Raw genomic sequence first — 22,537 nt, forward strand, 5'->3', positions numbered from 1 at the left:
TATTTTAACGGGAAAAAGTTAAGCAGAATGACGAAAGAATCTTTCCTTTCTTTTCCATCATCGTTACAATTATAATACAAACTTTATGATAGAAGGAGGATATGTCTTGAATCCAGTATATATGTATCGTTTCATTCGTTCTTTACTGGTCGTCGGAGGAATAATTTTAGGTGGAATTGCCTTGTTTTATTTATCTAAGTATACATACCCATTCATTATTGCCATGATAATCGCTTTCTTGATGAACCCCCTGGTCACTTTTTTCGAAAAGAAAGGAAGACTGCCAAGGGGATTGGCTGTATTCATTTCCCTTTTGCTCATTTTCCTTTTATTTGCAGGTCTAATCACCTTACTGGTCACCGAGATCATTTCAGGGACCAATTACCTTGCCGGAGTCATACCACAACACATTGAAACGATCGTGGACTTTATAGAAACATACATCACTTCAACCGTCATCCCTTTATATAATCAAATAGCTGCCATGTTCAATAATTTGGATATCGAACAGCAAGACACAGTCCTCAAGAATATCCAAAATATCGGTGAATCCATCACTACCGGAGTAAGCGGCTTCATTCAAGCGTTCTTGAAGAACATTCCCACAATTATCGGATGGTTTCCAACTACGGCAACAGCACTCCTTTTTACCCTACTGGGCACTTTCTTCATCAGTAAAGATTGGGATACCTTTGGCCTTGTGACAGGAAAAGTGTTGCCTGATAAGATTTTTTCGGGTGCCAAGCGTTTATTCAGGGACTTAAAACGGGCTTTATTTGGTTTTATCCGTGCACAATTCACTCTTGTTTCATTGACGACTGTCACGATTTTAATCGGCTTTCTCATCTTAAGGGTGAATTATTCAATTACCATTGCCCTGATATGCGGACTGGTCGATATCATTCCCTATTTAGGGACAGGGACGATTTTCATTCCTTGGATCATCTTTGAATTCATTGCCGGAAATACAAGTCTTGCAATCGGTTTGTCCGTCCTGTACATAATCGTTGTTGTCCAGCGCCAGTTAATAGAGCCAAAAGTTCTTTCTTCCAGTATTGGTTTGGATCCGCTCGCCACTCTCATCGCCTTGTTCATCGGCTTCAAATTGATCGGTTTCCTTGGGCTGATTGCAGGACCTGTCGTACTTGTCATATTCAATACACTTCAGCGTGCCAATGTCTTTAAGGCCATATGGTCTTTCATCATCGGGCAAGATACAAAGAGAACCACATAAAGTAATCCAGCTTATCTTTATATCTTATAGCATTCTCCCATTCCATATAAAAATCCGCCTCGGGTACGAGGCGGATTTTTGGTTTCAAGCCTTTATTTTGACGTCTCGAATTGTTCTGTTTCAGTAGAACCTGCAAGTGCTGTTGTGGATGATGTTCCACCAGAAACGACTTGTGCCACTTCATCAAAATAACCAGTTCCCACTTCACGTTGATGGCGTGTTGCTGTATAGCCGTCGGGTTCACTGGCGAACTCTGCTTGTTGAAGTTCTGAGTATGCAGCCATACCGCGGTCTTTATAACCAAGAGCAAGATTGAACATGCTATGATTCAATGAGTGGAAGCCAGCAAGGGTAACGAATTGGAACTTATAACCCAATTTACCCAATTCAACTTGGTAGCTGGCAATTTCTTCATCACTTAATTTAGCTTTCCAGTTAAATGATGGGGAGCAATTGTAAGCAAGAAGCTTACCCGGGAACTCTGCATGGATCGCTTCGGCAAAGCGGCGAGCATCCGCTAGATTAGGTTCAGAAGTCTCACACCAGATAAGGTCGGCATACGGTGCATAAGCAAGGCCGCGTGCAATTGCTTGATCAAGACCCGCGTTGGTGCGGTAGAACCCTTCCGGAGTCCTTTCGCCAGTGATGAAAGGTGCATCGACCGGATCGATATCATCGGTGATCAAGTCTGCAGCATCAGCATCCGTACGGGCAATTAAGATAGTCGGTGTCCCCATTACGTCGGCTGCCAATCGGGCGGAAACCAAATTACGTACTGCCGTTTGGGTTGGCAGAAGAACTTTACCGCCTAGGTGACCACATTTTTTCTCTGAAGAAAGCTGGTCTTCAAAGTGAACGCCTGCCGCTCCAGCTTCGATCATGCCTTTCATTAATTCGAAGACGTTAAGGGAACCGCCAAAGCCGGCTTCAGCATCCGCTACGATTGGAGCGAACCAATCGATATCCTCTTTTCCTTCAGCAAAGCTGATTTGGTCTGCACGCTGAAGTGTCTGATTAATGCGTTTAACCACTTGCGGCACGGAGTTGGCTGGATATAAACTTTGGTCAGGGTACATTTGCCCTGCGATGTTAGCATCTGCCGCAACTTGCCAGCCGCTTAGGTAGATTGCTTTTAAACCAGCTTTCACCTGTTGCATTGCTTGGTTACCAGTCAATGCTCCTAATGCATTGATGAAATCCTCTGTATTTAATAGATTCCATAGTTTCTCAGAACCACGGCGTGCCAGTGTTTGTTCAATATCGATGGAACCTCTTAATTTAATAACTTCGTCCGCCGTATAAGGACGTTTAATCCCAGTCCACCGTGAGTCATTTTCCCAGTTTTGTTGTAATTGTTGCGCTCTTTCATTCATCATTATAGTTTCCTCCTAATTTATATTTAATATTTTTAATATTAAGATAATTGTTCATATGCCGGATTGGTTAAGAAATCTGCAAAGTCATCCGCTTCAATCAATTCTTCGAATAGTTTAGTAGACTCTTCAAACTTTCCTGACTTGAAAGCTTCTTCCCCTACTTCCGATTTAATGACCTCCACTTCTTCCTCTTTAATCTGATGGAATAATTCTTCGGTTATTTTCCTGCCATCTTCGAGGATGCCTTTTGGATGCCGGATCCATTGCCAGACTTGTGCTCTTGAAATTTCAGCCGTTGCTGCATCTTCCATTAAGTTATAAATGGGCGCCGCCCCCCTGCCGCTTAACCAAGAGGCAATATATTGGATGCCGACGTTAATGTTCGTCCTTAATCCTGCCTCCGTGATCGTTCCTTCGGGCACAGCCAGCAACTCTTGCGCTGTTACAAGGACATCTTCTCGTTTTCGGAAAATTTGATTCGGTTTTGGAACAAGCAGGTCAAAAACCTCTTTTGCGATGCTTACCATACCTGGATGGGCAACCCATGTTCCATCATGGCCGTCTCTTGCTTCGCGTTCCTTATCTGCCCGGACTTTCGCAAAAGCCTCATCATTCTTAATCGGGTCATTTTTAACTGGAATTTGCGCTGCCATCCCGCCAATTGCCGGAGCATTACGAGAGTGGCATGTTTTGATTGCCAATAAGGAATACGCTCTCATGTTCGGAACGGTCATCGTCACCTGCAGCCGGTCAGGAAAGATAACATCATCCGAGTGACGGAATTTTTTCAGGAAACTGAAGATATAATCCCAGCGGCCGCAGTTCAGGCCTGCAGAATGTTCTTTAAGCTCGTACAGAATTTCATCCATTTCGAATGCGGCAAGTATCGTTTCAATCAAGACCGTTGCCTTAATGGTTCCTTGCGGTATTCTTAAATCGTTCTGTGCATATACGAATATTTCATTCCATAATCTTGCTTCTAGGTGGCTTTCCATTTTTGGTAAGTAGAAGTATGGACCGCTTTGTTTTTCGACCAATGCTTTTGCGTTGTGGTAAAAGTACAGTCCAAAGTCAAAAATGCTGGCTGATATTGGCTGTCCATCCAAAAGGACATGTTTTTCCTCCAAATGCCAGCCGCGTGGCCTTACCTTTAGGACAGCCCTTTTTTCATTCAATTCATACACTTTGCCATTGGGATTTTTAAATGAAATGGTTCCGCGGATTGCATCGCGCAAATTCAATTGACCATCCACGCAATTCTCCCAAGTGGGTGAGTTGGCGTCTTCAAAATCAGCCATGAATACATTGGCACCTGAGTTCATTGCATTAATGATCATCTTACGATCAACTGGTCCAGTTATTTCAACCCTGCGGTCCTGCAAGTCATTCGGGAGTGGCGCAATCGTCCAATCACTTTCACGAATATGCTTCGTTTCTTCAAGGAAATCAGGCAACTTGCCTTGATTCAGCTCTTCCTGTACGCTTTTGCGCCGTTTCAGAAGTTCCTTCCTTCTTTCACTGAAATGCCGTTCAATTCTTTCGATGAATTGAAGAGCCTCCGTTGTAAGTATTTGTTCATATCCTGGCTTAATGTTGCCCGTAATTTGTAAGCCTTTTGCTTCCGTAATCATGTTGCCTCTCCACATCCTTTCCAACTCTTTTATGTTATAATACAGTTGTTTTATTTCCTGTTTGTATTATATAACACACTGTATAAATTTGTCACCAGTTTTTTCTAAAAAGTTTCCAAAAAAAGAATTTCTCACATGAAAAAGCCTGATTTATCCATGTTTTCGCGGGATAATAGTTAAAAAATTCTGTTATTATACACTGCTTCACTTTCTTCCGAATTCTTCATTTAATGGTGAAACAGGCAAAACGGATTACATTTAATCTCCCTATGTTTTTGTCCAATTTTAGTGAAATGCCATAAAAGCTGCCAATGAAAAAAACCCTTGGTTGCTTTTGAAGACTTCTTTTTTCCAGACCAAAAAGGCTGCCTAAAAGCTTGAGCTTTTAGGCAGCCTTATATTATTTATGCCGAATGATGGTGACTTTCCCTTTATTCATCCTGTTCATGATAAACCGGATAACAATCGGTTTGAGGAGATTCCGGGTTGGCGGAAATACAAGGAGCAATCCCATGATATCCGAAATGAACCCAGGGGACAGCAACAGTGCAGCTCCAATAAAGATACAGATTCCATCAATGATTTCATTTCCTGGCATCATTCCGTAACGAATCTGTTCCTGTGCCCTTTTCCATGTTTCCATCCCTTGCCGTTTAGCCAAATAGGCTCCGATTAAACCTGTGGCTACAATCAGGAACACAGTTGGCCAAAAACCAATCATATTGCCTGACAGCAATAGGACAATGATTTCAATGACCGGCATCGCAATGATAAACAATAAAAAATATTTCATCTACATTCCTCCTGCACAGCCCATTTCTGGTGCGGTACATCCATCTTACCTCATTGGCACGGAATCAGCCAAAATTTCGTTTTACAAAACGTTGGCATGTCCATCATAAATGACTCCACGGCCTGCATCGACCGTTATTCTTTGCCCATCCGTGAAAACTTTGATCGCGTTTTCCGCCCCAACGATGACCGGAATGCCCAATGTGACCCCTACAACAGCTGCATGGCTTGTCAAACCGCCTTCTTCCGTTATCAATGCTGCACACTTTTCAATCGCTGGCATCATATCGCGGTCAGAACCAATTGTAACAAGTACAGAGCCTTCCGTCACTTTTTCCAAAGCTTCCTTGGCGTTCTTAGCTACAACCACTTCACCTTTCGCAGATTTCCTGCCGATTCCTTGAGCCTTCAAAAGAACCTCCCCTAACACATGAATTTTCATCAAGTTAGTCGTACCTGTTTCACCAACTGGCACACCGGCTGTTATGACGACTAAATCCCCATGGGACACTAAGCCGGAATGCAAGCTTTCATCAATAGCAGTTTGAAGCATGTCATCGGTAGTCGTCGCCTTGGGACCGATCTGTGGGTAGACTCCCCAAGCCAGTGCAAGCCGTCTTGAAACATGATCATTGGAGGTAACGGCAATGATCGGTGCTTTAGGGCGGTATTTAGAAATCATCCTTGCCGTATGGCCACTTTCGGTAGGGGTGATGATTGCTCCGGCATTAAGATTAAGCGCCGTGTGGGCAACGGACTGACCAATTGCATCCGTGACATTATGACGGTTCACTTTGCTTCTGACTGATAATATATCCCGATAATCAAGGGCAGTTTCTGCACGTGAAGCAATGTTATGCATCGTTTGAACAGCCTCGACAGGGTAGGTTCCAGCAGCCGTTTCACCAGAAAGCATGATGGCATCCGTTCCATCAAATATGGCATTGGCTACGTCACTTGCTTCTGCACGGGTCGGCCTTGGGTTACGCTGCATCGAATCGAGCATTTGTGTAGCCGTTATGACCGGTTTCCCGGCATTGTTACATTTTTTGATCATTTGTTTTTGGACTAATGGCACTTCTTCTGCAGGAATTTCCACTCCCAGGTCGCCACGGGCTACCATCAAACCATCTGAAACTTCCAAGATTTCATCAAGCCGGTCTACACCCTCTTGATTTTCAATTTTAGGGATGATTTGAATATGCTCCGCTCCATTCTGCTGCAATAATTCACGCACTTCAAGTACATCGGAAGCCCTGCGTACAAATGAGGCAGCAACAAAGTCGATACCTTGTTCGATTCCAAAAAGGATATCCTGTTCATCTTTCTCCGTTATGCCAGGCAGGTTAACCGAAACACCTGGAACATTCACGCCTTTTTTGTTCTTAAGTGTACCGCTATTCAATATTTTGGTACTGATTTCTTTTCTTACCTCATCTATTTTCAACACTTCAAGACCGATCAATCCATCATCCAAAAGGATTTTAGATCCTGGATGGACATCATGCAGAAGCCCTTCATAGGTAATGGAGAATTTTTCAGGTGTTCCCAGGACTTCATTCATGGAAATAATGACATCATTGCCGGCTACCAGCTCTATGGAGTCATTTTCCATATTATTTGTCCGTATTTCAGGTCCTTTTGTATCCAGCAGGATAGCAACCTGTTTACCCGCTTTTTCACCCGCTTCCCTGATATTGCGGATTCTAGCGGCATGTTCTTCATGATTTCCATGTGAAAAGTTAAGCCGAGCTACATTCATCCCCGCTTCTATTAATTGAACCAGCTTTTCTATACTTTCACTTGCGGGGCCAATCGTACAAACAATCTTGGTTTTTCGCATGTGTCATCCTCCTTTAAGGAAAAATCGCCGCCTGCCCACCTTTTAAATGACAGGGGGCGTAGTGTTATAAGTCTCTTCTTTCAAATACCTGCAATTATTATCATTGATCAATACTGATTTAAATGGATAACTCAGAGGATAAATCATACATTTTCTTGTCAATTGTATGCGGTTTAGCAAGGGCTTCGATGATATCATAATCAACTAGTCGATTTTGTTCTATTCCAACAGCCCTGCCCCCTTTGCCTTCAAGAAGCAATTCAACAGCTTTGGCTCCAAGCCGGCTTGCCAATACACGGTCATTTGCCGAAGGAGAACCTCCGCGCTGGACATGGCCGAGAACCGTTACACGGGTTTCAAATCCTGCTTTCGCCTCAATTTTCCTCGAAATATCAACGGCACTTCCAACACCTTCAGCTACAATGATGATACTATGCTTTTTCCCACGGTCATGTCCGCGGTTCAGCTTCCCAATCAGATCTTCCATATCATATTCGCATTCAGGACAAAGGATCGTTTCCGCTCCGCCAGCCAGGCCGGCCCAAAGCGCGATATCGCCGGCATTTCTTCCCATTACTTCAACCACATAAGTCCTTTCATGAGAAGTTGCCGTATCCCGAATCTTATCGATAGCGTCGATTACTGTATTCAGGGCTGTATCGAAACCAATCGTAAAGTCCGTACCCGGTATGTCATTATCAATCGTTCCAGGAACTCCGATACAAGGGAAGCCCCTTTCAGTCAAAGCTTTCGCTCCGCGGTAAGAACCATCGCCACCTATTATGACAATGCCCTCGATGCCAAGTTTATTCAGTTGTTCAATCGCTTTCAGCTGGCCTTCCTCTGTCTTAAATTCCGGACAGCGAGCCGTATGTAACATTGTGCCGCCTCGATGAATGATATCCCCGACCGACCCAAGCTCAAGTTTCCTTATATTCCCATTTATAAGGCCCTGATATCCATAATAAATCCCGAAGACCTCCATTTCATGAAAAATTGCTTTACGGACAACCGCACGGACTGCCGCATTCATGCCTGGAGAATCTCCTCCACTAGTCAATACACCAATTCTTTTCATAAATGTCACCTCTCTACAGCACTAATCAATTTTAAGCTCATTATATCATTGTACCCTTTTTCAAGCTTCAATAAGCAGTATCTGTTACACTTATGCTCACCTGATGTAATAAGCCTAACCGATTCTCTACAGAAATTGAAGTAAAATGGTGTAAAAGTTTACATACTATACACAAACCATATTCTTTACAGGTTTCGGTAATGAATACATATGCACACCATTAAAGGCTGAAAAAACGTGTTGCCCTTGGCAGCACGTTTTTCCTTTTTGCAAAATGTATTATGAATGCTGTTCAACTTCCTTAGGTTTCCCCTCAGATTGTTTTTCAAATTCATACTCACCGATTTTCTTGAATTTCATGTAACGCTGGTTAATAAGGTCATCACTATTCAATGGCAGAAGTTCATTGAATGAACGTTTCAGGGTTTCCTTGATGGCTTCTGCCTGTAAATTTGCATCCCGGTGGGCGCCGCCTCTCACTTCAGGAATGATCTCATCGATGACTCCTAAACGGTTTAAGTCGGGGGCAGTGATTTGCATCGATTCCGCAGCCCTCTTAGCCTGAGAAGCATCCTTCCACAGCAATGCCGCAGCCCCTTCAGGAGAAATTACCGAATATGTTGAATTCTCAAGCATGAAAATTCGGTCTCCTACACCAAGTGCCAATGCACCGCCGCTTCCACCTTCACCAATGACAATGCTGATGACCGGCACCTTAAGCCCTGCCATTTCAAAAAGGTTTTTCGCAATGGCTTCACTTTGTCCGCGCTCTTCAGCAGCTTTGCCCGGGAAAGCTCCCTTCGTATCAATGAAACAAATAATCGGACGATTGAATTTTTCCGCCTGTTTCATCAGACGCAAAGCTTTTCGATAGCCTTCCGGATGGGGCATGCCAAAGTTACGGCGGATGTTTTCCTTCGTATCCTTACCTCTTTGATGTCCAATGACAGTCACGGCAAGTCCATCAAACTCTGCGATTCCAGCCACAATCGCTTCATCATCCCCATAATAACGATCTCCATGAAACTCTATGAAGTCATTGAATAATCTCGGAATGTAATCAAGCGTCGTCGGACGGGCTGGATGACGGGCAATCTGAACGCGATCCCACGGTTTTAAATTGTTATAAATATCCACTTCCAGCTTCTCTAGACGCTTTTCCAACGTTTCGATTTCTACTGTAAGGTCTACGTCAGCATCCTTCGTAATCGCCTTTAGCTCTTTAATCTTATTTCTCAGGTCCGTAACGGGACGCTCGAACTCTAATTCGTAAATCATAACCATTCACCACCCGGGGCATGAATTTTAAGGATCGTCGTCAAAGTTTCTTTCATTTCCGTACGTTTGACAACCGCATCCAATTGGCCGTGCTTCATCAAGAATTCAGATGTTTGGAAGTCTTCTGGAAGCTCTTCATGAATCGTCTGTTCAATGATTCTTCGTCCCGCAAAACCAATAAGTGCTCCAGGTTCGGCTAGATTAATATCACCAAGTGACGCGAAACTTGCCGAAACCCCACCTGTGGTAGGATGGGTCATCATTGATATGATCAGCCCGCCTTCATTGCTGAACATCTTGAGTGCAGCACTCGTCTTTGCCATCTGCATCAAGCTTAAAACACCCTCCTGCATCCGAGCGCCGCCTGATGCCGTAAAAATGATAAACGGAATCTTCAATTCACCTGCACGTTCAATGGCACGGGTGATTTTTTCACCAACAACGGAGCCCATGCTTCCCATCCGGAAATTGGAATCCATGATGGCTGTTGATACTTGGTACCCATTGATGCTCCCTACTCCTGTAACAACGGCCTCATTAATCTTGGCCTTCTTTTTGTCCTTTTCCAATTTATCCAAGTAATCCGGAAATCCAAGTGGGTTAACTGAAATCATTTCTTTATCAAATTCATTAAAACTGCCGGCGTCGAATAAACATTCGATACGCTCATGGGAAGACATCGAATGATGGAACCCGCAATGCAGACAGACTTTATTGTTTTTCACTAATTCTTTTGTATACATGATTTTTTTACAGCCGGGGCATTTTGTCATAATTCCTTCTGGTACATCTTGTTTCTCCCGATCTAAAGGAACCGTTGCATATTTCTTCTTAGACTTCGCAAATAGCTCTTTAAGCAAGCTTAATCCTCCCTTTACCACCAATTATCTATTATTTGATACTTGGTACAAACTATATCAGAAATTAAAGTAGTATCGTGTAAAAAGGTGTCACTCGTCCTTCGACATATTTCTAATTCTAATAAGATACGTTTCGATGGCTTTTTCTTCATCCCGTTCGAGTAAATATGTAAGAAGTGCCAGATAATCTTCTTTTTTCACATTACCCTGTACCATCTCTGATGTTCTAGCATAGCTGTTGACAATGCGCCAAATTCGTTCCATCAATCGATTGCGATTCAATATGGCAATTCTTAAGAAGAAATCATCATCATGAAACTCATCCGTCTTGACCCAGACCATTAATCGTTTGATATCCTCAGCTGTAGCGAAAAAGGCGACAATCCGTAAACAGTCAATTTCAATCAGCCTTTTCGTCTCAGCCAAATCTTCTTGTACTTTTTTATCTTGCAAAAAAAAGGTTCCCAGAAGCTCGACTAGCTTATGCTCCTGGAAATCCCTGATAAACGTTCCTTCACCACGCCTTGTTTCTATTAATCCTAATAGCTCTAAGGCACGCAATGCTTCCCGTACAGAGGAACGGCCAACATTAAAACGATCCGATAACTCCCGTTCTGATGGGATTTTATCTCCCGGCAGGAGGCTTTCCGCTTCAATCATGCTACGTAGGCTCTCAACGACATCGAGATAAATTTTGGATGAAGAAGTCCGACCTGCCAAATTAATTATTCCTCACTTTTTCCAATGATCGCTAATTTCCTTGTTTTTTCTTTAATTTCCTCGGGATCCATATTAATTCTAGCCACTCCCGTTTCCATCGCTGCCTTGGCAACAGCAGCCGCAACGGCAGGCGCTACCCTCTCATCAAAAGGAGCAGGGATAACGTAGTCTTCGTTCAACTCATGTTCCTCAATTAAACCGGCAATGGCCTCTACAGCAGCAACCTTCATTTTTTCATTGATATGAGTCGCACGTACATCCAATGCCCCACGGAAAATTCCCGGGAATGCAAGGACATTATTGACCTGATTCGGGAAATCCGAACGGCCCGTTCCAACAACCTTGGCACCCGCTGCTTTCGCATCCTCCGGCATGATTTCCGGATTTGGATTAGCCATCGCGAAAATGATCGCATCCTTATTCATTAATGAAACCATTTCTTTGGTTAACGCACCTGCGGCAGAAACGCCTACAAATACATCAGCGTTTTGAATGACCGCTTCCAAAGGTCCTGAAATCTTATTGCGATTGGTCACTTTCGCCACTTGCTCTTTTATATCATTCATGCCTGACGAACGGCCCTCATAAATGGCACCCTTCGTGTCACACATAATAATGTCACGAACTCCGTAGCTATAAAGTAATTTAATGATAGCAATACCCGCAGCCCCGGCTCCATTCGCTACCACTTTAATTTCTGAGATTGATTTATTCACAAGTCGTAAGGCATTTACAAGACCTGCAACAGTTACAATGGCCGTACCGTGCTGATCATCATGAAAAACAGGGATATTCATTTCTTTCTTAAGTCGTTCTTCAATTTCAAAACAATTTGGTGCGGCAATGTCCTCTAAGTTAACTCCTCCGAATGTCGGTTCGAGTAATTTAACTGTCTCTACAATTTTATCCACATCCGTCGTTTTTAAACAGATTGGAAAAGAGTCCACTCCAGCGAAACTTTTAAATAAAACGGCTTTTCCTTCCATAACCGGCAAAGCAGCTTCAGGGCCGATGTTTCCAAGTCCCAACACAGCCGTTCCATCAGAAATGACAGCAACAGTGTTCCCTTTCATTGTATAGTCATAAACGGTTTCTGGCTTATCGTATATTTCTTTACATGGTTCTGCGACACCAGGAGAATAAGCAAGACTTAAATCTTCTGCATTCCTAACCGGTACTTTTGAAACTGTTTCTAATTTCCCTTGATTCATGCGATGCATATGTAAAGCTTCTTCTCTTAATGACATATTTTCACTCCTAAAACATATTGGGTAACCCATATCTTATATGCTGAAATCTAGTGGTCAGACCACAGCGGCCTGTTTTCAATATAACATAACTGCTTAAGTTGTAAAACAGTTATTCTCGCTTATAAACCACATTACCTTTTCCGACTAAACCAAATAATGCCTGCATCAGACTATCTGTAGGATTGACCCAATCCCAATAAGATAGCTGTACATAGCGGTTTTCCCTCTCGTAAAAAAGCATGACCTTTGTTTCGCCGCTATGCTGCATTAAAATTTTTTTTATTTTTTGCAGTGTGTCCTTCGTTTGCTTGCCAGCCTCAATTTTCAGGAAAACCGTTCCGTTTTGTTCCTCTTTCATCCTTTTCACTTTTTCAAGCGGATATACGTTCCTGATCAGGAGCTGGGTTTTTCCATCCCGTTCTTCCAATGTCCCCTGCAGCATAACGAGTTGTCCATGATTCAAGTCGGCAGAGTGGTTTTTATATACATTGGGAAAAACGACCGCCTCAATGTCCCCCTCTTCATCACTGACGCTCAAAAAGGCCATAACATCGCCCTTTTTTGTCCTTATGGTTTTAACCGACGTAATATATGCGCCAAGTAAGACTTTTGATTCCTTTTTATTGGTAGCCTCGTCTATGGTCAAACAGCCGAAGTACTGAAATAGTTCCCTGTAGCTGGTCACGGGATGATTCGATAGATATAGCCCCAATGCGCTTTTCTCCAATGAGAGTTTGTGCTCGATAGGAATGGGCTCGACCCGGTTGTATTTCGGTTTGAGTGAAAACTCGCCATCCGAAAACATATCGAATAGATCATCATCTGGATTTACCAATTCCGTATGGCTGATCGCTATGTCCAAACTCGCCAATAATGTTGCCCGGTCTTCACCGAATTCATCAAAAGCACCTGAATGCACAAGCGCCTCCAACACTTTTCGATTTACGATTTTCCCCGAAACGCGCAAACAGAAATCGAATAAATCAGCGAACGTCTTTTGTCGTCTTGCAGCAAAGATTTCTTTTAAAACCGTACCGCCTATTCCTTTTATGGCTCCAAGGCTATAGCGGATCCCTTCCTTTTCCGGTAAAAACGGGTATCCGCTCCGGTTAATCGAAGGAGGCAGAACCGTCATCCCTTTCTTTTTTGCCTCACGGATATATTGGGCAATCTTTTCATCATTCCCCACTACCGATGTCATGAGTGCTGCCATGAAATATTCCGGATGGTGGGTTTTCAAGTACCCCAGCTGATAAGCAATGACACTATAAGCAACCGCATGGCTACGGTTGAATCCGTAATTAGCGAAGCGGACGATCAAGGAATAAATCTCATCTGCCGTTTTTTCGGAATATCCTTGTTTCAAAGAGCCGCTCACAAAATGCTGCCGCTCCTGATCCAGCACATCCTTTTTCTTCTTCGAAACGGCACGACGGAGCAGGTCAGCTTCCCCAAGTGAAAATCCGGCGAGGCGAGAGGCAATTTGCATAATCTGTTCTTGATAAACAATGACTCCGTATGTAGGCTCAAGGATATCCTTCAAATCTTGGTGCAGGTACTCAATGGGAGCCAGTCCATGTTTTCGCTCGATGAACAGCGGTATGTTTTCCATTGGACCTGGACGATAGAGGGCATTGACCGCGACAATATCCTCGAATCGGTTCGGTTTCAGCTTGATCAAAACCTTTCGGATGCCATCCGATTCAAATTGAAACACACCAGTTGTTTCACCTCTCCCTAAAAGGGCTAACGTCTCGGGGTCATCCATCGGGATATGCGACAGGTCCAGTTTTTTCCCCGTTCCCTTGTGGATGTTCTTTAAAATATTTTCGATGAGCGTTAAATTGCGAAGCCCAAGAAAATCCATTTTAAGAAGTCCCAGTTCTTCAAGAAGGTCCATTGGATATTGAGTAAGATGGATGCCGTCATGCCCTCCCTGAATCGGGATATGCTCGGTCAGTGCCTGGTCGCTGATGACGACGCCTGCCGCATGTGTCGAAGCATGGCGAGGCAGCCCTTCAAGCAATAACGCCGTTTGAAAAAGTTTTTGATTCATCTCACTCTCATTAACGAATTCCCTCAGCCTTTTCGATTCCTTGAAAGCTTCAGGAAGCGTGATGCCCAGACGGCCTGGAATCATTTTCGATACCGCTTCCTGTTCCTTTGAATTCAAGCCGAAAACACGTCCTGTGTCCCTTAAAGCAGCCTTGGCAGCTAATGTTCCGAATGTAATGATTTGTGCTACATGAAGTTCCCCATATTTCTTCGCGACATAGGCAATCACTTCTTCACGGCGGTTATCCGGAAAATCAATATCGATATCCGGCATCGAGACACGTTCAGGATTCAGGAAACGCTCGAACAGCAAGGAATGTTCGATTGGATCGACATCCGTTATCGACAGCACATAAGCGACCATCGATCCGGCGGCCGATCCCCTTCCAGGACCAGTCAGGATTTGGTGATCCTTAGCGAATTTCATGAAATCCCAAACGATTAAAAAGTAATCACTGAATTTCATATCGGTAATTATATCCAATTCATACCGAAGGCGTTCTTCATATTGAATGGATGGCTCAGGCAATCTTTTCCGCAACCCTTGGAAACAGACAACTTCGAGCATTTCCTCGGCTGTGACTCCATCTTCAGTGGGGTACTTAGGCAGCAGTGAACGATGAAACGGAATTTCAAGATTGCATTGCGCGGCAATATGTAGTGAATTTTCGAGTGCATCCGGCCTGTCATGGAATAGTTCTGCCATCTGAGCCCTGCTTTTCAAATAAAATTGATTGGATTCAAGAACCGTATGCGTCTCATCCGACAGCTTGTCACCATTTCCAATTGCCAGAAGGACTTCCTGAGCGAGTGCATCGCTTTCGTTCAAAAAATAAACCGGATTCGTCGCAACGATCTTTATCCCTAATTCTCTCGCCAACTGACTTAAGGCTTCGATACCTTTCTCTTCGTCCGCAATCGAAAGTCTCTGTATGGATACAAAAAAGTTATCATGACCAAAAATTTGCAGAAATCGACCTGCAGCCTGTTTGGCTTCTTCAGTATTTTTTTCTCTTAATAGCGTTTCTATGTGCCCCTCTGCACCCGGTGTTATTGCTATCAAGCCCCCGGAGTAGGCTTTAAGCCAGTTCATTGGAATGCCTGACGGGGATTTCGTTTTTATGGCACTGCTTATTTTAAGCAGGTTTTGATAGCCTTGCAGATTTTTTGCCAATAAAAGAAGGCCATGTGCCGATTCCTGTTCATCGAGGACATCTGCAAGAAGGCCGACAATCGGCTTTATTCCCTGTTTCTTACATTCTTTATAAAAATAGACCGAACCGTACATAACATTTCGATCGGTTAAGGCAAGACTTGTACAGCCATCCGCTTTCGCTTTGGCCACAAGATCAGTGATCTTCACCGTACTTGTCAGCAGGCTGTATCCGCTCTGAATATGGAGATGAGTATACACGTTTTTTCTCCCACCTTTGTAAGGCATGTTTCTTTTCATTATAGTGTTTATTTCAAAAAAAGAAAATATGTTCTCATTACCAATCCAATTTATCACCCTGATTTTCGCCGACTATCATAATACCTCTGCACTTCCCATATAAATAGAATAGAAGAATATCAAGCAAAAAAGGATGATGATATATGAATGAAGCCTTTTTTCCGGCCTTTATCAACAGCTTTTTCATATCGCTTGGCGTATTGCTTGGAGGCTCGTTAATCGGGGGCCTCGCCGCTTTTTTTACTGGACAAGCTCCGATGACGACTGTGTTCCGGCTATCGGACAGCCTGCGTATATGGGCGATTGTCGCTGCCATCGGGGGTACTTTTGATATGGTCTATAATTTCGAGCGCGGCATTTTCCACGGAGAAACGAAGGATATAGTCAAGCAGATCCTATTGATTCTATCTGCACTTGGGGGAGCACAGACAGGAGCACTTATCATCAACTGGTTCACTCAGGAGCATATATCATCATGAGGATTCCTCCCTATCACCGGGCACCCACCTGGCAGCGTTTTTTTGCCGGGGCCGCACTTGGCGGATTGATCAGCTGGGTGATTTTCTTTTATATGTATGGGGTCCAGCAAGAAACACAAATACGGATCATTCATGACCAAAGAGAAGAAGTCAAGGATTTGAACGAAAAAATCGGGATCTGGGAGCAGGATTATAAAAAATTGAATCAGCAAAACGAAGAGATCTTAACGATTCAAGAGGTCGAAGTGACGATTACGAATGGAAAAACATACAGTCTCGATCAGCTGAGTGTCGCGGAAGCGGAGGATGTGATAGAGGACGACCTTTCCTCCCTTCTCGCCAAAGATGTCGTCAGTGTATATAATGGAAAGATGCTCTTGAAAAAATCAATCGAAAATAAAATCGTGACCATCAATAAAAAGCGTTATGACCTTGAAGTCGTGGAAATCATGTTTTATACGAAAATGAACATTGAAATCAAAGTAAAGAGGAGCTCTTGATAAAACCGCTTTCCGACAAAGTCCTTATTATATCCGCAAAGCTAAAAGACCAAATCACTTTGATTTGGTCTTCATGTCATTTCAATCCAAAAATCGTTTTCTAATTCGCTTTATTCAACTCTTCCAAATCGGCAAGGATATTATCCACTTCATCCCAAGAATGGATCGAAGCCCCTGCTGCAAACGGATGGCCTCCGCCGTTATATTTACGGGCAATCGTATTGATGATTGGACCTTTGGAACGGAAACGGACTCGAATTTCTTTATCCTCTTCAATGAAAAAGACCCATGTCTTAACATTTTTAATCGAACCTAGCGAGGAAACGAGCTGAGAGGCCTCCGATGCCGAAGCATGGAATGTTTCAAGTATATCCTTTGTGATGATCATTTTCCCCGTGCCATATGGAAGGATCTCAAAATGCTGCAGAACATAGCCATTCAACCTGACAATGCTTTCATTGACATCATACATCTCCTGATATAATTGCGGACGGGAGAACGAATAGTGAATCAATTCACTGGCATAGGCAAATGTCTTTTCAGTCGTGCTTTGGAATAGGAAACGACCTGTATCGCCAACGATGCCTGCATATAGAAGGCGTGCCGCTTCATCACTCATCTTCAAGCCTTTTTCTTTACCGAATTGGTAAAATTCATAAATCATTTCACTTGCAGAACTTGCTGATGTATCGACCCAGCGCATATCCCCATATGGATCTTCATTAGGATGATGGTCAATCTTAATCAGTTTATCCCCCGTCATATACCTTGAATCACAAATCCGGTCGGTATTGGCGGTATCACAAACGATGACCAAAGCACCTTGATATGTTTCATCAGAAATCACATCGAGCCTTCTTAAATAATTCAGTGACGGTTCTTCTTTCCCAACCGTATAAATCCGCTTTTCAGGGAAAGATGCCTTCAGGATTTCCGCCAATCCCCCCTGTGAACCATAAGCATCCGGATCTGGACGGACATGGCGATGGAGAATGATAGTATCATAACGCTTTATATCTGCTAAAATTTCAGCCTTCATATTGATCTCCCCTCAAACTATGTATTATCGAACCTAATAAAGATTTTATATATTTCATTTAATCAAAAAATTGGGGAAATAGGAAGTGTCATCTTGGTTTACTGTGGCATTCTCTTTCATTTCCCGCTACAATAAAAAGGTACATATGTTAAATTGGGGGAATTTTAAACGATGCCTATTCTTGTAACCTTGATCGTTCTTTCACTAGGGGTCTATTTGTTTTATAAGATCAAATCGGTCCGAACCAAAATGCCGATGGAAAAAAAGTGGATTTCAGGGAAGTCTTCCATTGCCCTTGGTGCGTTTGTCGCACTATTCGGAATCAATCAGCTTTTTCTATTCCACACAACCACCACTTATATCATTTCTGCCGTTTTCATTTCCGTTGGCCTATTCAGCGTTTGGGGAGGCTATAAAATGTATAGATTTTACCTGCCGCATGCAATTGAAGAAGCCGTAAATCAAAAAGGATAATCGAATATCGATTATCCTTTTTGATTTATTTATCATGATCGATCAAGCAATTGGCAGGTTAACATCGCCTTACCGACAAGTTTGCCTTGGTTAAACACCTCGACATCCACTTTTCCGAATTTACGTCCTACATCAAGGACACGCGGATGGATTTCAAGCGTGCTGTCGATCTGAACTGGCTTGATGAAATAAATCGTCATATTTTCCACGACCAAGTCACCGCGCTTATAGCTTCGAAGTGCCCGGTTTGCTGAATCCGTAACCAATGTCGTGAACACACCGCTTGAAATGGTCCCAAGATAATTGGTCATCTGCGGAGTGACGCCATAGTTATACACTTCCTCACCCTTGCCGCGATTCGAAGTCATCACAAGCTGACTTGTGATCGTATCGTCGATCGTTTCGCCGACCTGTGGCTGCCTTTGACTCATTTGCAGTGCCTTCAGTACATCCTGCCTGCTCACGATTCCCTTCAGGATATGACTGTCATTCACGACCGGGATTAACTCAATGCCTTCCCAAACCATCATATGTGCAGAAGATGCTACACTCATTTTATCGCCTACGGTCATCGGGTTTTTCGTCATCACCTTATCAATGAGCGTCAACTCTTCCTGACCCATGATATCTTTTGATGTGACCATTCCTTGAACCTTCATATTGTAATCGACAACAGGGAAACGGCTATGCCCTGATTCCTGATTCAGTTCATGCCAAGTCTGAACCCGGTCACCAACCGTTAAAAAGGTCGTTTCCTGTACGGGCGTCAAAATATCCTCCACCAGCAATATTTCCTTTTTGATCAATTGGTCATAGATTGCCCGATTGATCATCGTTGCAACGGTAAAGGTATCGTAACTTGTAGAAATGACTGGCATCTCCAATTCATCGGCCAACCTTTTAACGGGCTCTTCCGTATCGAATCCCCCGGTGATCAGCACCGCTGCACCCGCATTTAACGCGTGCTCATGGGCCTGGGTACGGTTCCCGACGATCAGCAGATTTCCTGCACCTGTATATCTCATCATGGCATCCAGCTTCATCGCCCCGATGACGAATTTATTTAATGTCTTATGAAGTCCCGTTTTTCCACCCAGAACTTGTCCGTCCACAATATTAACTACCTCGGCAAAAGTGAGCTTTTCAATATTCTCTTTTTTCTTTTTCTCGATACGGATCGTGCCTACCCGCTCAATCGAACTCACGTAGCCCTGGTTCTCCGCCTCTTTAATTGCCCGATATGCCGTACCTTCACTAACATTCAATGCTTTCGCAATTTGACGGACGGAAATCTTTTCACCAACAGGGAGCCCATCGATATGTTTTAATATTTGTTCATGCTTTGTAGCCAAGCGCTTCACCCTTTTCACGGTATTCCTATTCTCCATTATAAGGTCAAAGAGCCTAGTTTATCAAACAACTACTAGTATTGGCGCAACCTTTTGTATTCCAGCTGGCGTTTTACCTTTTGTTTTTTAGGAGAATATAGTATTCCCGTCAAGTTCCCCGCTACCGCCAACAAGGCAAACAACAACCAGGTTCCGGCAAATAGGCTCTCCAAACCGCCACTTTCCAACGACAAGCGCGGCACGGCATAATACAGCATCACACCGCATAAAAGCAAACATAGTAATAACCTCTGTTTCATCCAATCCCCCCTTTTTACCATCTATTCATTTTATGCCTGTGAAAGGAAAAAAGACTTGGCTGAATGAACGAGATTTACTTTACGACACCTCTATAAAAATCCAGATTCGTAAAAGGCAATGCTACAAGGATTTCCTTTCATTTCAATCCTCCATCCGCTCCTGATACTTCCCGAACGACCCAAACAAAAACGGGAGGCCATGTGGCTCCCGCTCCTTTTATAATTCAATTTCATCCCCGGCTTCCATGATCAGTCCATTCCCCTCTTCAAGCAGGTCAATGAATTTGTTAGGATCCTGTTTGATGACAGGGAAAGTATTGTAATGAATCGGCACGACCTGTTTGGCTTGAAGGAATTTCGCTGCAAGTGCGGCATCTTCCGGCCCCATGGTGTAATTGTCGCCGATTGGCAAAAATGCCAAGTCAATCGGATGTCGCTCCCCGATCAGTTTCATATCGGAATATACCGCTGTATCCCCTGCATGATAGATCGTTTTCCCTTCTATCATAAGTAATACGCCAGCAGGCATTCCTAAATAAATGATTTGCCCATCTCCGTTATTGAATCCCGTTCCATGGAAAGCAGGCGTCAGTTTCACTTTTCCAAATTCGAATTCGAAAGCTCCGCCGATGCTCATGCCGTGAGTCCTAACCCCTTGAGCACCAAGATAGTCGGCAATTTCTGCAATGCCGATGACAAGTGCATCATGCCTTTTGGCCAATTCGACCGTGTCACCAACGTGGTCATTATGACCATGTGTCAAGATGATCACATCCGGTTTCACATCTTCTACCTTCAAATCGGTCAATTCATTTCCATTGATGAACGGATCGAATAAAATCGTTTGACCATTCGTTTCGACTTTTACAACTGCATGTCCATGAAAAGATACTTTCATTTCTGATGCTCCCTTCCCATACCACTAATTTTTAAATAGCCTTATTAGGCCTTACCCATTTACTATACTTTTAAATATTGCTAAGGTAATTATATCTTATAAATGGAGGTATCGTCATGAATGAACGTTTGACAGAACTACAAAATTGGCTTCAGGCCAATGAGGTTGAAGCCGCATTACTTACATCCACAGAAAGCATCTTCTATTTAAGCGGGTTCTTTAGTGATCCTCATGAAAGACTGCTTGCACTTGCCATTTTTGCAAATGCCGACCCATTCCTTGTCTGCCCGCAGATGGAAGTTCCGGATGCTAAACATGCTGGATGGACTGGGGATATCATTGGTTATACCGACATTGAAAATCCATGGGAAAAAGTTAAGCAAGCAGTGGTGAATCGCGGGTTAACCATAAATAAAATGGCCATTGAAAAAGAGCATATGAATGTAGAGCGCTATGAAAAGGTCCAACATCACTTCGGAGCACCAACGCTCGTTTCAGCAGAAGAAAAACTCCAAAGGATGCGAATGATCAAGTCGGAAGAGGAAATAGTCAAAATCCGTGAAGCATGCCGCCTTGCCGACTTTGCGATCGAAGTGGGTGTCAGCGAAATTCATGAAGGTAAAACGGAAATGGAAATCCTTGCAGCGATAGAATTCGAACTGAAAAAGGCCGGAGTTAGCCAAATGTCATTCTCCACAATGGTCCTGACCGGTAAAAATGGCGCTTCCCCACATGGCACACCTGGGAATACGAAGGTTCAGCGTGGCGATCTTGTCCTCTTTGACCTTGGGGTCGTTCATGAAGGGTACTGCTCTGACATCACTAGAACGGTTGCTTACGGAGATATCAATGATAAACAGGCAGAGATATATGAAACGGTACTTAATGCACAAGAAGCTGCCGTTACAGCCAGTAAACCGGGTGTATCCTGTTCCGAGATTGACCTGATTGCAAGAAACATCATCAGGAATAAAGGATACGGTGAATTCTTCCCGCACAGGCTCGGCCACGGACTTGGGATCAGCGTCCATGAATACCCATCCTTGACCGAAACGAATACCCTTGAACTTCAATCCGGAATGGTTTATACCATCGAACCGGGTATATATGTTCCAAATGTTGCAGGCGTCAGGATTGAAGATGATCTATTAATCACCGATACCGGCTGTGAGGTTTTGACCAAATATCCGAAGAGCCTGCAAATCATAAAATGATCATGCATTGACCGTTTAATGTAACGAAACCCGGATACCCCCGTCCTCATTTAAGGCGGGGGTAACTATTAATCGAATTTCATTTCAACTAATCGGTCCGCAGTTCAAACTTAACAGCTTGTTCATTGCCGTCAAACCAAATGACAAGCCATTCACTATCTATACTTATTATTCCCCTCTCGGCACCAAGGTAATAAACAACATTATCTTCCTCTTTGAAATATTCCGTTTCTGCTGGAGAACCTAAAAGCGTAATCACTTCTTCTTTTGTCTTTCCTATCAATTCATGATCATTCAATAAGTCATCAACCAGATATACTCTTCCTTCATCATCATTTAACCATCTTTCGGTGGTGAACCTTGATTCATATTCATTTACCCCTAAAATGACCACACAATAAAGCAGAAGAAGAAAGTCAAGGCTTGAAATGAAATAGATCAAGGCATACAAAAGTACGTATAAATATAATGCATAGTTTAATATTCTTGAAACACTCAAAGAAAAAACTCCTCTCTCACGCCCGGCCTTACCATAAATAAAACAAATCAAGTAAATAAAAGACATAAGGGGTTTGGTTAAAGCAAAGCTTCTTATTCGCAATAACAAGTTCAACTTTTCTAGAACCCATATTGTTTCATGTTGCGATTTCTTGGGCACTGGCTAAAACATTCGCTAATTTGTTACAATTGAAATAAGACAATCAGGTAAATAATA

The 22,537-nt window shown here is 43.3% G+C and carries 20 protein-coding genes; 5 read left to right on the forward strand and 15 right to left on the reverse strand.

Annotated features, from left to right (window positions below):
• Positions 1-106 precede the first annotated feature (106 nt).
• The gene (gene ytvI / locus N9I19_RS02730) at positions 107-1,234 is read left to right on the forward strand and encodes a sporulation integral membrane protein YtvI (protein WP_089361734.1); all 1,128 of its coding nucleotides are present in this window, start codon (positions 107-109) and stop codon (positions 1,232-1,234) included.
• Between the two features lie 92 nt (positions 1,235-1,326).
• Here ytvI and aceA read toward each other — a convergent pair whose 3' ends face one another.
• The 10 genes from aceA to dnaE all read right to left on the reverse strand — a co-directional run bounded on the left by aceA (position 1,327) and on the right by dnaE (position 15,531).
• Positions 1,327-2,610, reverse strand: a complete 1,284-nt coding sequence (gene aceA / locus N9I19_RS02735) for an isocitrate lyase (RefSeq protein ID WP_061464360.1) — start codon at positions 2,608-2,610, stop codon at positions 1,327-1,329.
• A 38-nt stretch (positions 2,611-2,648) separates the two neighbouring features.
• Positions 2,649-4,241: a malate synthase A gene (gene aceB, locus N9I19_RS02740; protein ID WP_317776910.1), complete on the reverse strand. Its 1,593-nt coding sequence runs from the start codon at positions 4,239-4,241 to the stop codon at positions 2,649-2,651.
• Between the two features lie 400 nt (positions 4,242-4,641).
• Entirely contained in the window at positions 4,642-5,034 is a 393-nt protein-coding gene (locus N9I19_RS02745; protein ID WP_089361736.1) for an FxsA family protein, read from the reverse strand.
• Positions 5,035-5,115: 81 nt separating this feature from the next.
• Entirely contained in the window at positions 5,116-6,876 is a 1,761-nt protein-coding gene (gene pyk, locus N9I19_RS02750; protein ID WP_317776911.1) for a pyruvate kinase, read from the reverse strand.
• Between the two features lie 118 nt (positions 6,877-6,994).
• Positions 6,995-7,954, reverse strand: coding sequence for a 6-phosphofructokinase (gene pfkA, locus N9I19_RS02755; protein WP_061464364.1), 960 nt, complete (start codon positions 7,952-7,954; stop codon positions 6,995-6,997).
• Positions 7,955-8,233: 279 nt separating this feature from the next.
• Positions 8,234-9,232 carry an acetyl-CoA carboxylase carboxyl transferase subunit alpha gene (gene accA / locus N9I19_RS02760; RefSeq protein WP_317776912.1) on the reverse strand — a complete coding sequence of 333 codons (999 nt, stop codon included), beginning with the start codon at positions 9,230-9,232 and terminating at the stop codon, positions 8,234-8,236.
• Positions 9,229-10,092: an acetyl-CoA carboxylase, carboxyltransferase subunit beta gene (accD, locus tag N9I19_RS02765; protein ID WP_061464366.1), complete on the reverse strand. Its 864-nt coding sequence runs from the start codon at positions 10,090-10,092 to the stop codon at positions 9,229-9,231. The genes accA and accD overlap by 4 nt, the downstream gene beginning before the upstream one ends.
• A 90-nt stretch (positions 10,093-10,182) precedes the next feature.
• On the reverse strand, positions 10,183-10,812 hold the full coding sequence (locus N9I19_RS02770) for a FadR/GntR family transcriptional regulator (RefSeq protein WP_089361739.1): 630 nt from the start codon (positions 10,810-10,812) through the stop codon (positions 10,183-10,185).
• A gap of 5 nt (positions 10,813-10,817) precedes the next feature.
• Positions 10,818-12,059 carry an NADP-dependent malic enzyme gene (ystJ, locus tag N9I19_RS02775; protein ID WP_317776913.1) on the reverse strand — a complete coding sequence of 414 codons (1,242 nt, stop codon included), beginning with the start codon at positions 12,057-12,059 and terminating at the stop codon, positions 10,818-10,820.
• Between the two features lie 112 nt (positions 12,060-12,171).
• Complete coding sequence (dnaE, locus tag N9I19_RS02780) at positions 12,172-15,531, reverse strand: DNA polymerase III subunit alpha (RefSeq protein WP_317776914.1); 3,360 nt, start codon at positions 15,529-15,531, stop codon at positions 12,172-12,174.
• Positions 15,532-15,713: 182 nt separating this feature from the next.
• Here dnaE and ytrH point away from each other — a divergent pair, with 182 nt between their 5' ends.
• Both ytrH and ytrI read left to right on the forward strand, forming a co-directional pair.
• Positions 15,714-16,049 (forward strand): sporulation membrane protein YtrH, encoded by a 336-nt coding sequence (gene ytrH / locus N9I19_RS02785; RefSeq protein WP_061464368.1) that lies wholly within the window; start codon positions 15,714-15,716, stop codon positions 16,047-16,049.
• Positions 16,046-16,549, forward strand: coding sequence for a sporulation membrane protein YtrI (gene ytrI / locus N9I19_RS02790; protein ID WP_089361740.1), 504 nt, complete (start codon positions 16,046-16,048; stop codon positions 16,547-16,549). The genes ytrH and ytrI overlap by 4 nt, the downstream gene beginning before the upstream one ends.
• 100 nt (positions 16,550-16,649) lie before the next feature.
• Here the strand turns inward: ytrI and N9I19_RS02795 are convergent, their stop codons facing one another.
• Positions 16,650-17,588, reverse strand: coding sequence for a DHH family phosphoesterase (locus N9I19_RS02795; RefSeq protein WP_061464370.1), 939 nt, complete (start codon positions 17,586-17,588; stop codon positions 16,650-16,652).
• A 171-nt stretch (positions 17,589-17,759) separates the two neighbouring features.
• Between N9I19_RS02795 and N9I19_RS02800 the strand changes: the two genes are divergently transcribed.
• Entirely contained in the window at positions 17,760-18,062 is a 303-nt protein-coding gene (locus N9I19_RS02800; protein ID WP_125160151.1) for a YtpI family protein, read from the forward strand.
• Positions 18,063-18,094: 32 nt separating this feature from the next.
• Here the strand turns inward: N9I19_RS02800 and N9I19_RS02805 are convergent, their stop codons facing one another.
• The 3 genes from N9I19_RS02805 to N9I19_RS02815 all read right to left on the reverse strand — a co-directional run bounded on the left by N9I19_RS02805 (position 18,095) and on the right by N9I19_RS02815 (position 20,608).
• Positions 18,095-19,414: a DRTGG domain-containing protein gene (locus N9I19_RS02805; RefSeq protein ID WP_061466161.1), complete on the reverse strand. Its 1,320-nt coding sequence runs from the start codon at positions 19,412-19,414 to the stop codon at positions 18,095-18,097.
• 71 nt (positions 19,415-19,485) lie between these two features.
• Positions 19,486-19,710, reverse strand: a complete 225-nt coding sequence (locus N9I19_RS02810) for a hypothetical protein (protein WP_317776915.1) — start codon at positions 19,708-19,710, stop codon at positions 19,486-19,488.
• A 217-nt stretch (positions 19,711-19,927) separates the two neighbouring features.
• Positions 19,928-20,608: a metal-dependent hydrolase gene (locus tag N9I19_RS02815; RefSeq protein WP_317776916.1), complete on the reverse strand. Its 681-nt coding sequence runs from the start codon at positions 20,606-20,608 to the stop codon at positions 19,928-19,930.
• Between the two features lie 116 nt (positions 20,609-20,724).
• On the opposite strand from N9I19_RS02815, the gene N9I19_RS02820 reads away from it, so the two are divergent.
• A complete protein-coding gene (locus tag N9I19_RS02820) occupies positions 20,725-21,822 on the forward strand; it encodes a M24 family metallopeptidase (protein WP_317776917.1) in 1,098 nt (365 codons plus the stop codon).
• Positions 21,823-21,910: 88 nt separating this feature from the next.
• On the opposite strand, the gene N9I19_RS02825 is transcribed toward N9I19_RS02820, so the two are convergent.
• Positions 21,911-22,321: a hypothetical protein gene (locus tag N9I19_RS02825; protein WP_317776918.1), complete on the reverse strand. Its 411-nt coding sequence runs from the start codon at positions 22,319-22,321 to the stop codon at positions 21,911-21,913.
• Between the last annotated feature and the right edge of the window lie 216 nt (positions 22,322-22,537).

Origin of the sequence: Peribacillus sp. CSMR9, assembly GCF_033141925.1 — a bacterium.
GTDB lineage: Bacteria > Bacillota > Bacilli > Bacillales > DSM-1321 > Peribacillus > Peribacillus simplex_A.

Bases quoted from the DNA above. Each gene is read 5' to 3' on its own strand.
- ytrH (WP_061464368.1), top strand. From the start codon at position 15,714: ATGAATGAAGCCTTTTTTCCGGCCTTTATCAACAGCTTTTTCATATCG.
- aceA (WP_061464360.1), bottom strand. From the start codon at position 2,610: ATGATGAATGAAAGAGCGCAACAATTACAACAAAACTGGGAAAATGAC.
- N9I19_RS02800 (WP_125160151.1), top strand. From the start codon at position 17,760: ATGCCTATTCTTGTAACCTTGATCGTTCTTTCACTAGGGGTCTATTTG.
- N9I19_RS02815 (WP_317776916.1), bottom strand. From the start codon at position 20,608: ATGAAAGTATCTTTTCATGGACATGCAGTTGTAAAAGTCGAAACGAAT.
- pfkA (WP_061464364.1), bottom strand. From the start codon at position 7,954: ATGAAAAGAATTGGTGTATTGACTAGTGGAGGAGATTCTCCAGGCATG.
- N9I19_RS02810 (WP_317776915.1), bottom strand. From the start codon at position 19,710: ATGAAACAGAGGTTATTACTATGTTTGCTTTTATGCGGTGTGATGCTG.
- ytrI (WP_089361740.1), top strand. From the start codon at position 16,046: ATGAGGATTCCTCCCTATCACCGGGCACCCACCTGGCAGCGTTTTTTT.
- aceB (WP_317776910.1), bottom strand. From the start codon at position 4,241: ATGATTACGGAAGCAAAAGGCTTACAAATTACGGGCAACATTAAGCCA.
- accA (WP_317776912.1), bottom strand. From the start codon at position 9,232: ATGATTTACGAATTAGAGTTCGAGCGTCCCGTTACGGACCTGAGAAAT.
- N9I19_RS02795 (WP_061464370.1), bottom strand. From the start codon at position 17,588: ATGAAGGCTGAAATTTTAGCAGATATAAAGCGTTATGATACTATCATT.
- ystJ (WP_317776913.1), bottom strand. From the start codon at position 12,059: ATGTCATTAAGAGAAGAAGCTTTACATATGCATCGCATGAATCAAGGG.
- N9I19_RS02745 (WP_089361736.1), bottom strand. From the start codon at position 5,034: ATGAAATATTTTTTATTGTTTATCATTGCGATGCCGGTCATTGAAATC.
- N9I19_RS02820 (WP_317776917.1), top strand. From the start codon at position 20,725: ATGAATGAACGTTTGACAGAACTACAAAATTGGCTTCAGGCCAATGAG.
- pyk (WP_317776911.1), bottom strand. From the start codon at position 6,876: ATGCGAAAAACCAAGATTGTTTGTACGATTGGCCCCGCAAGTGAAAGT.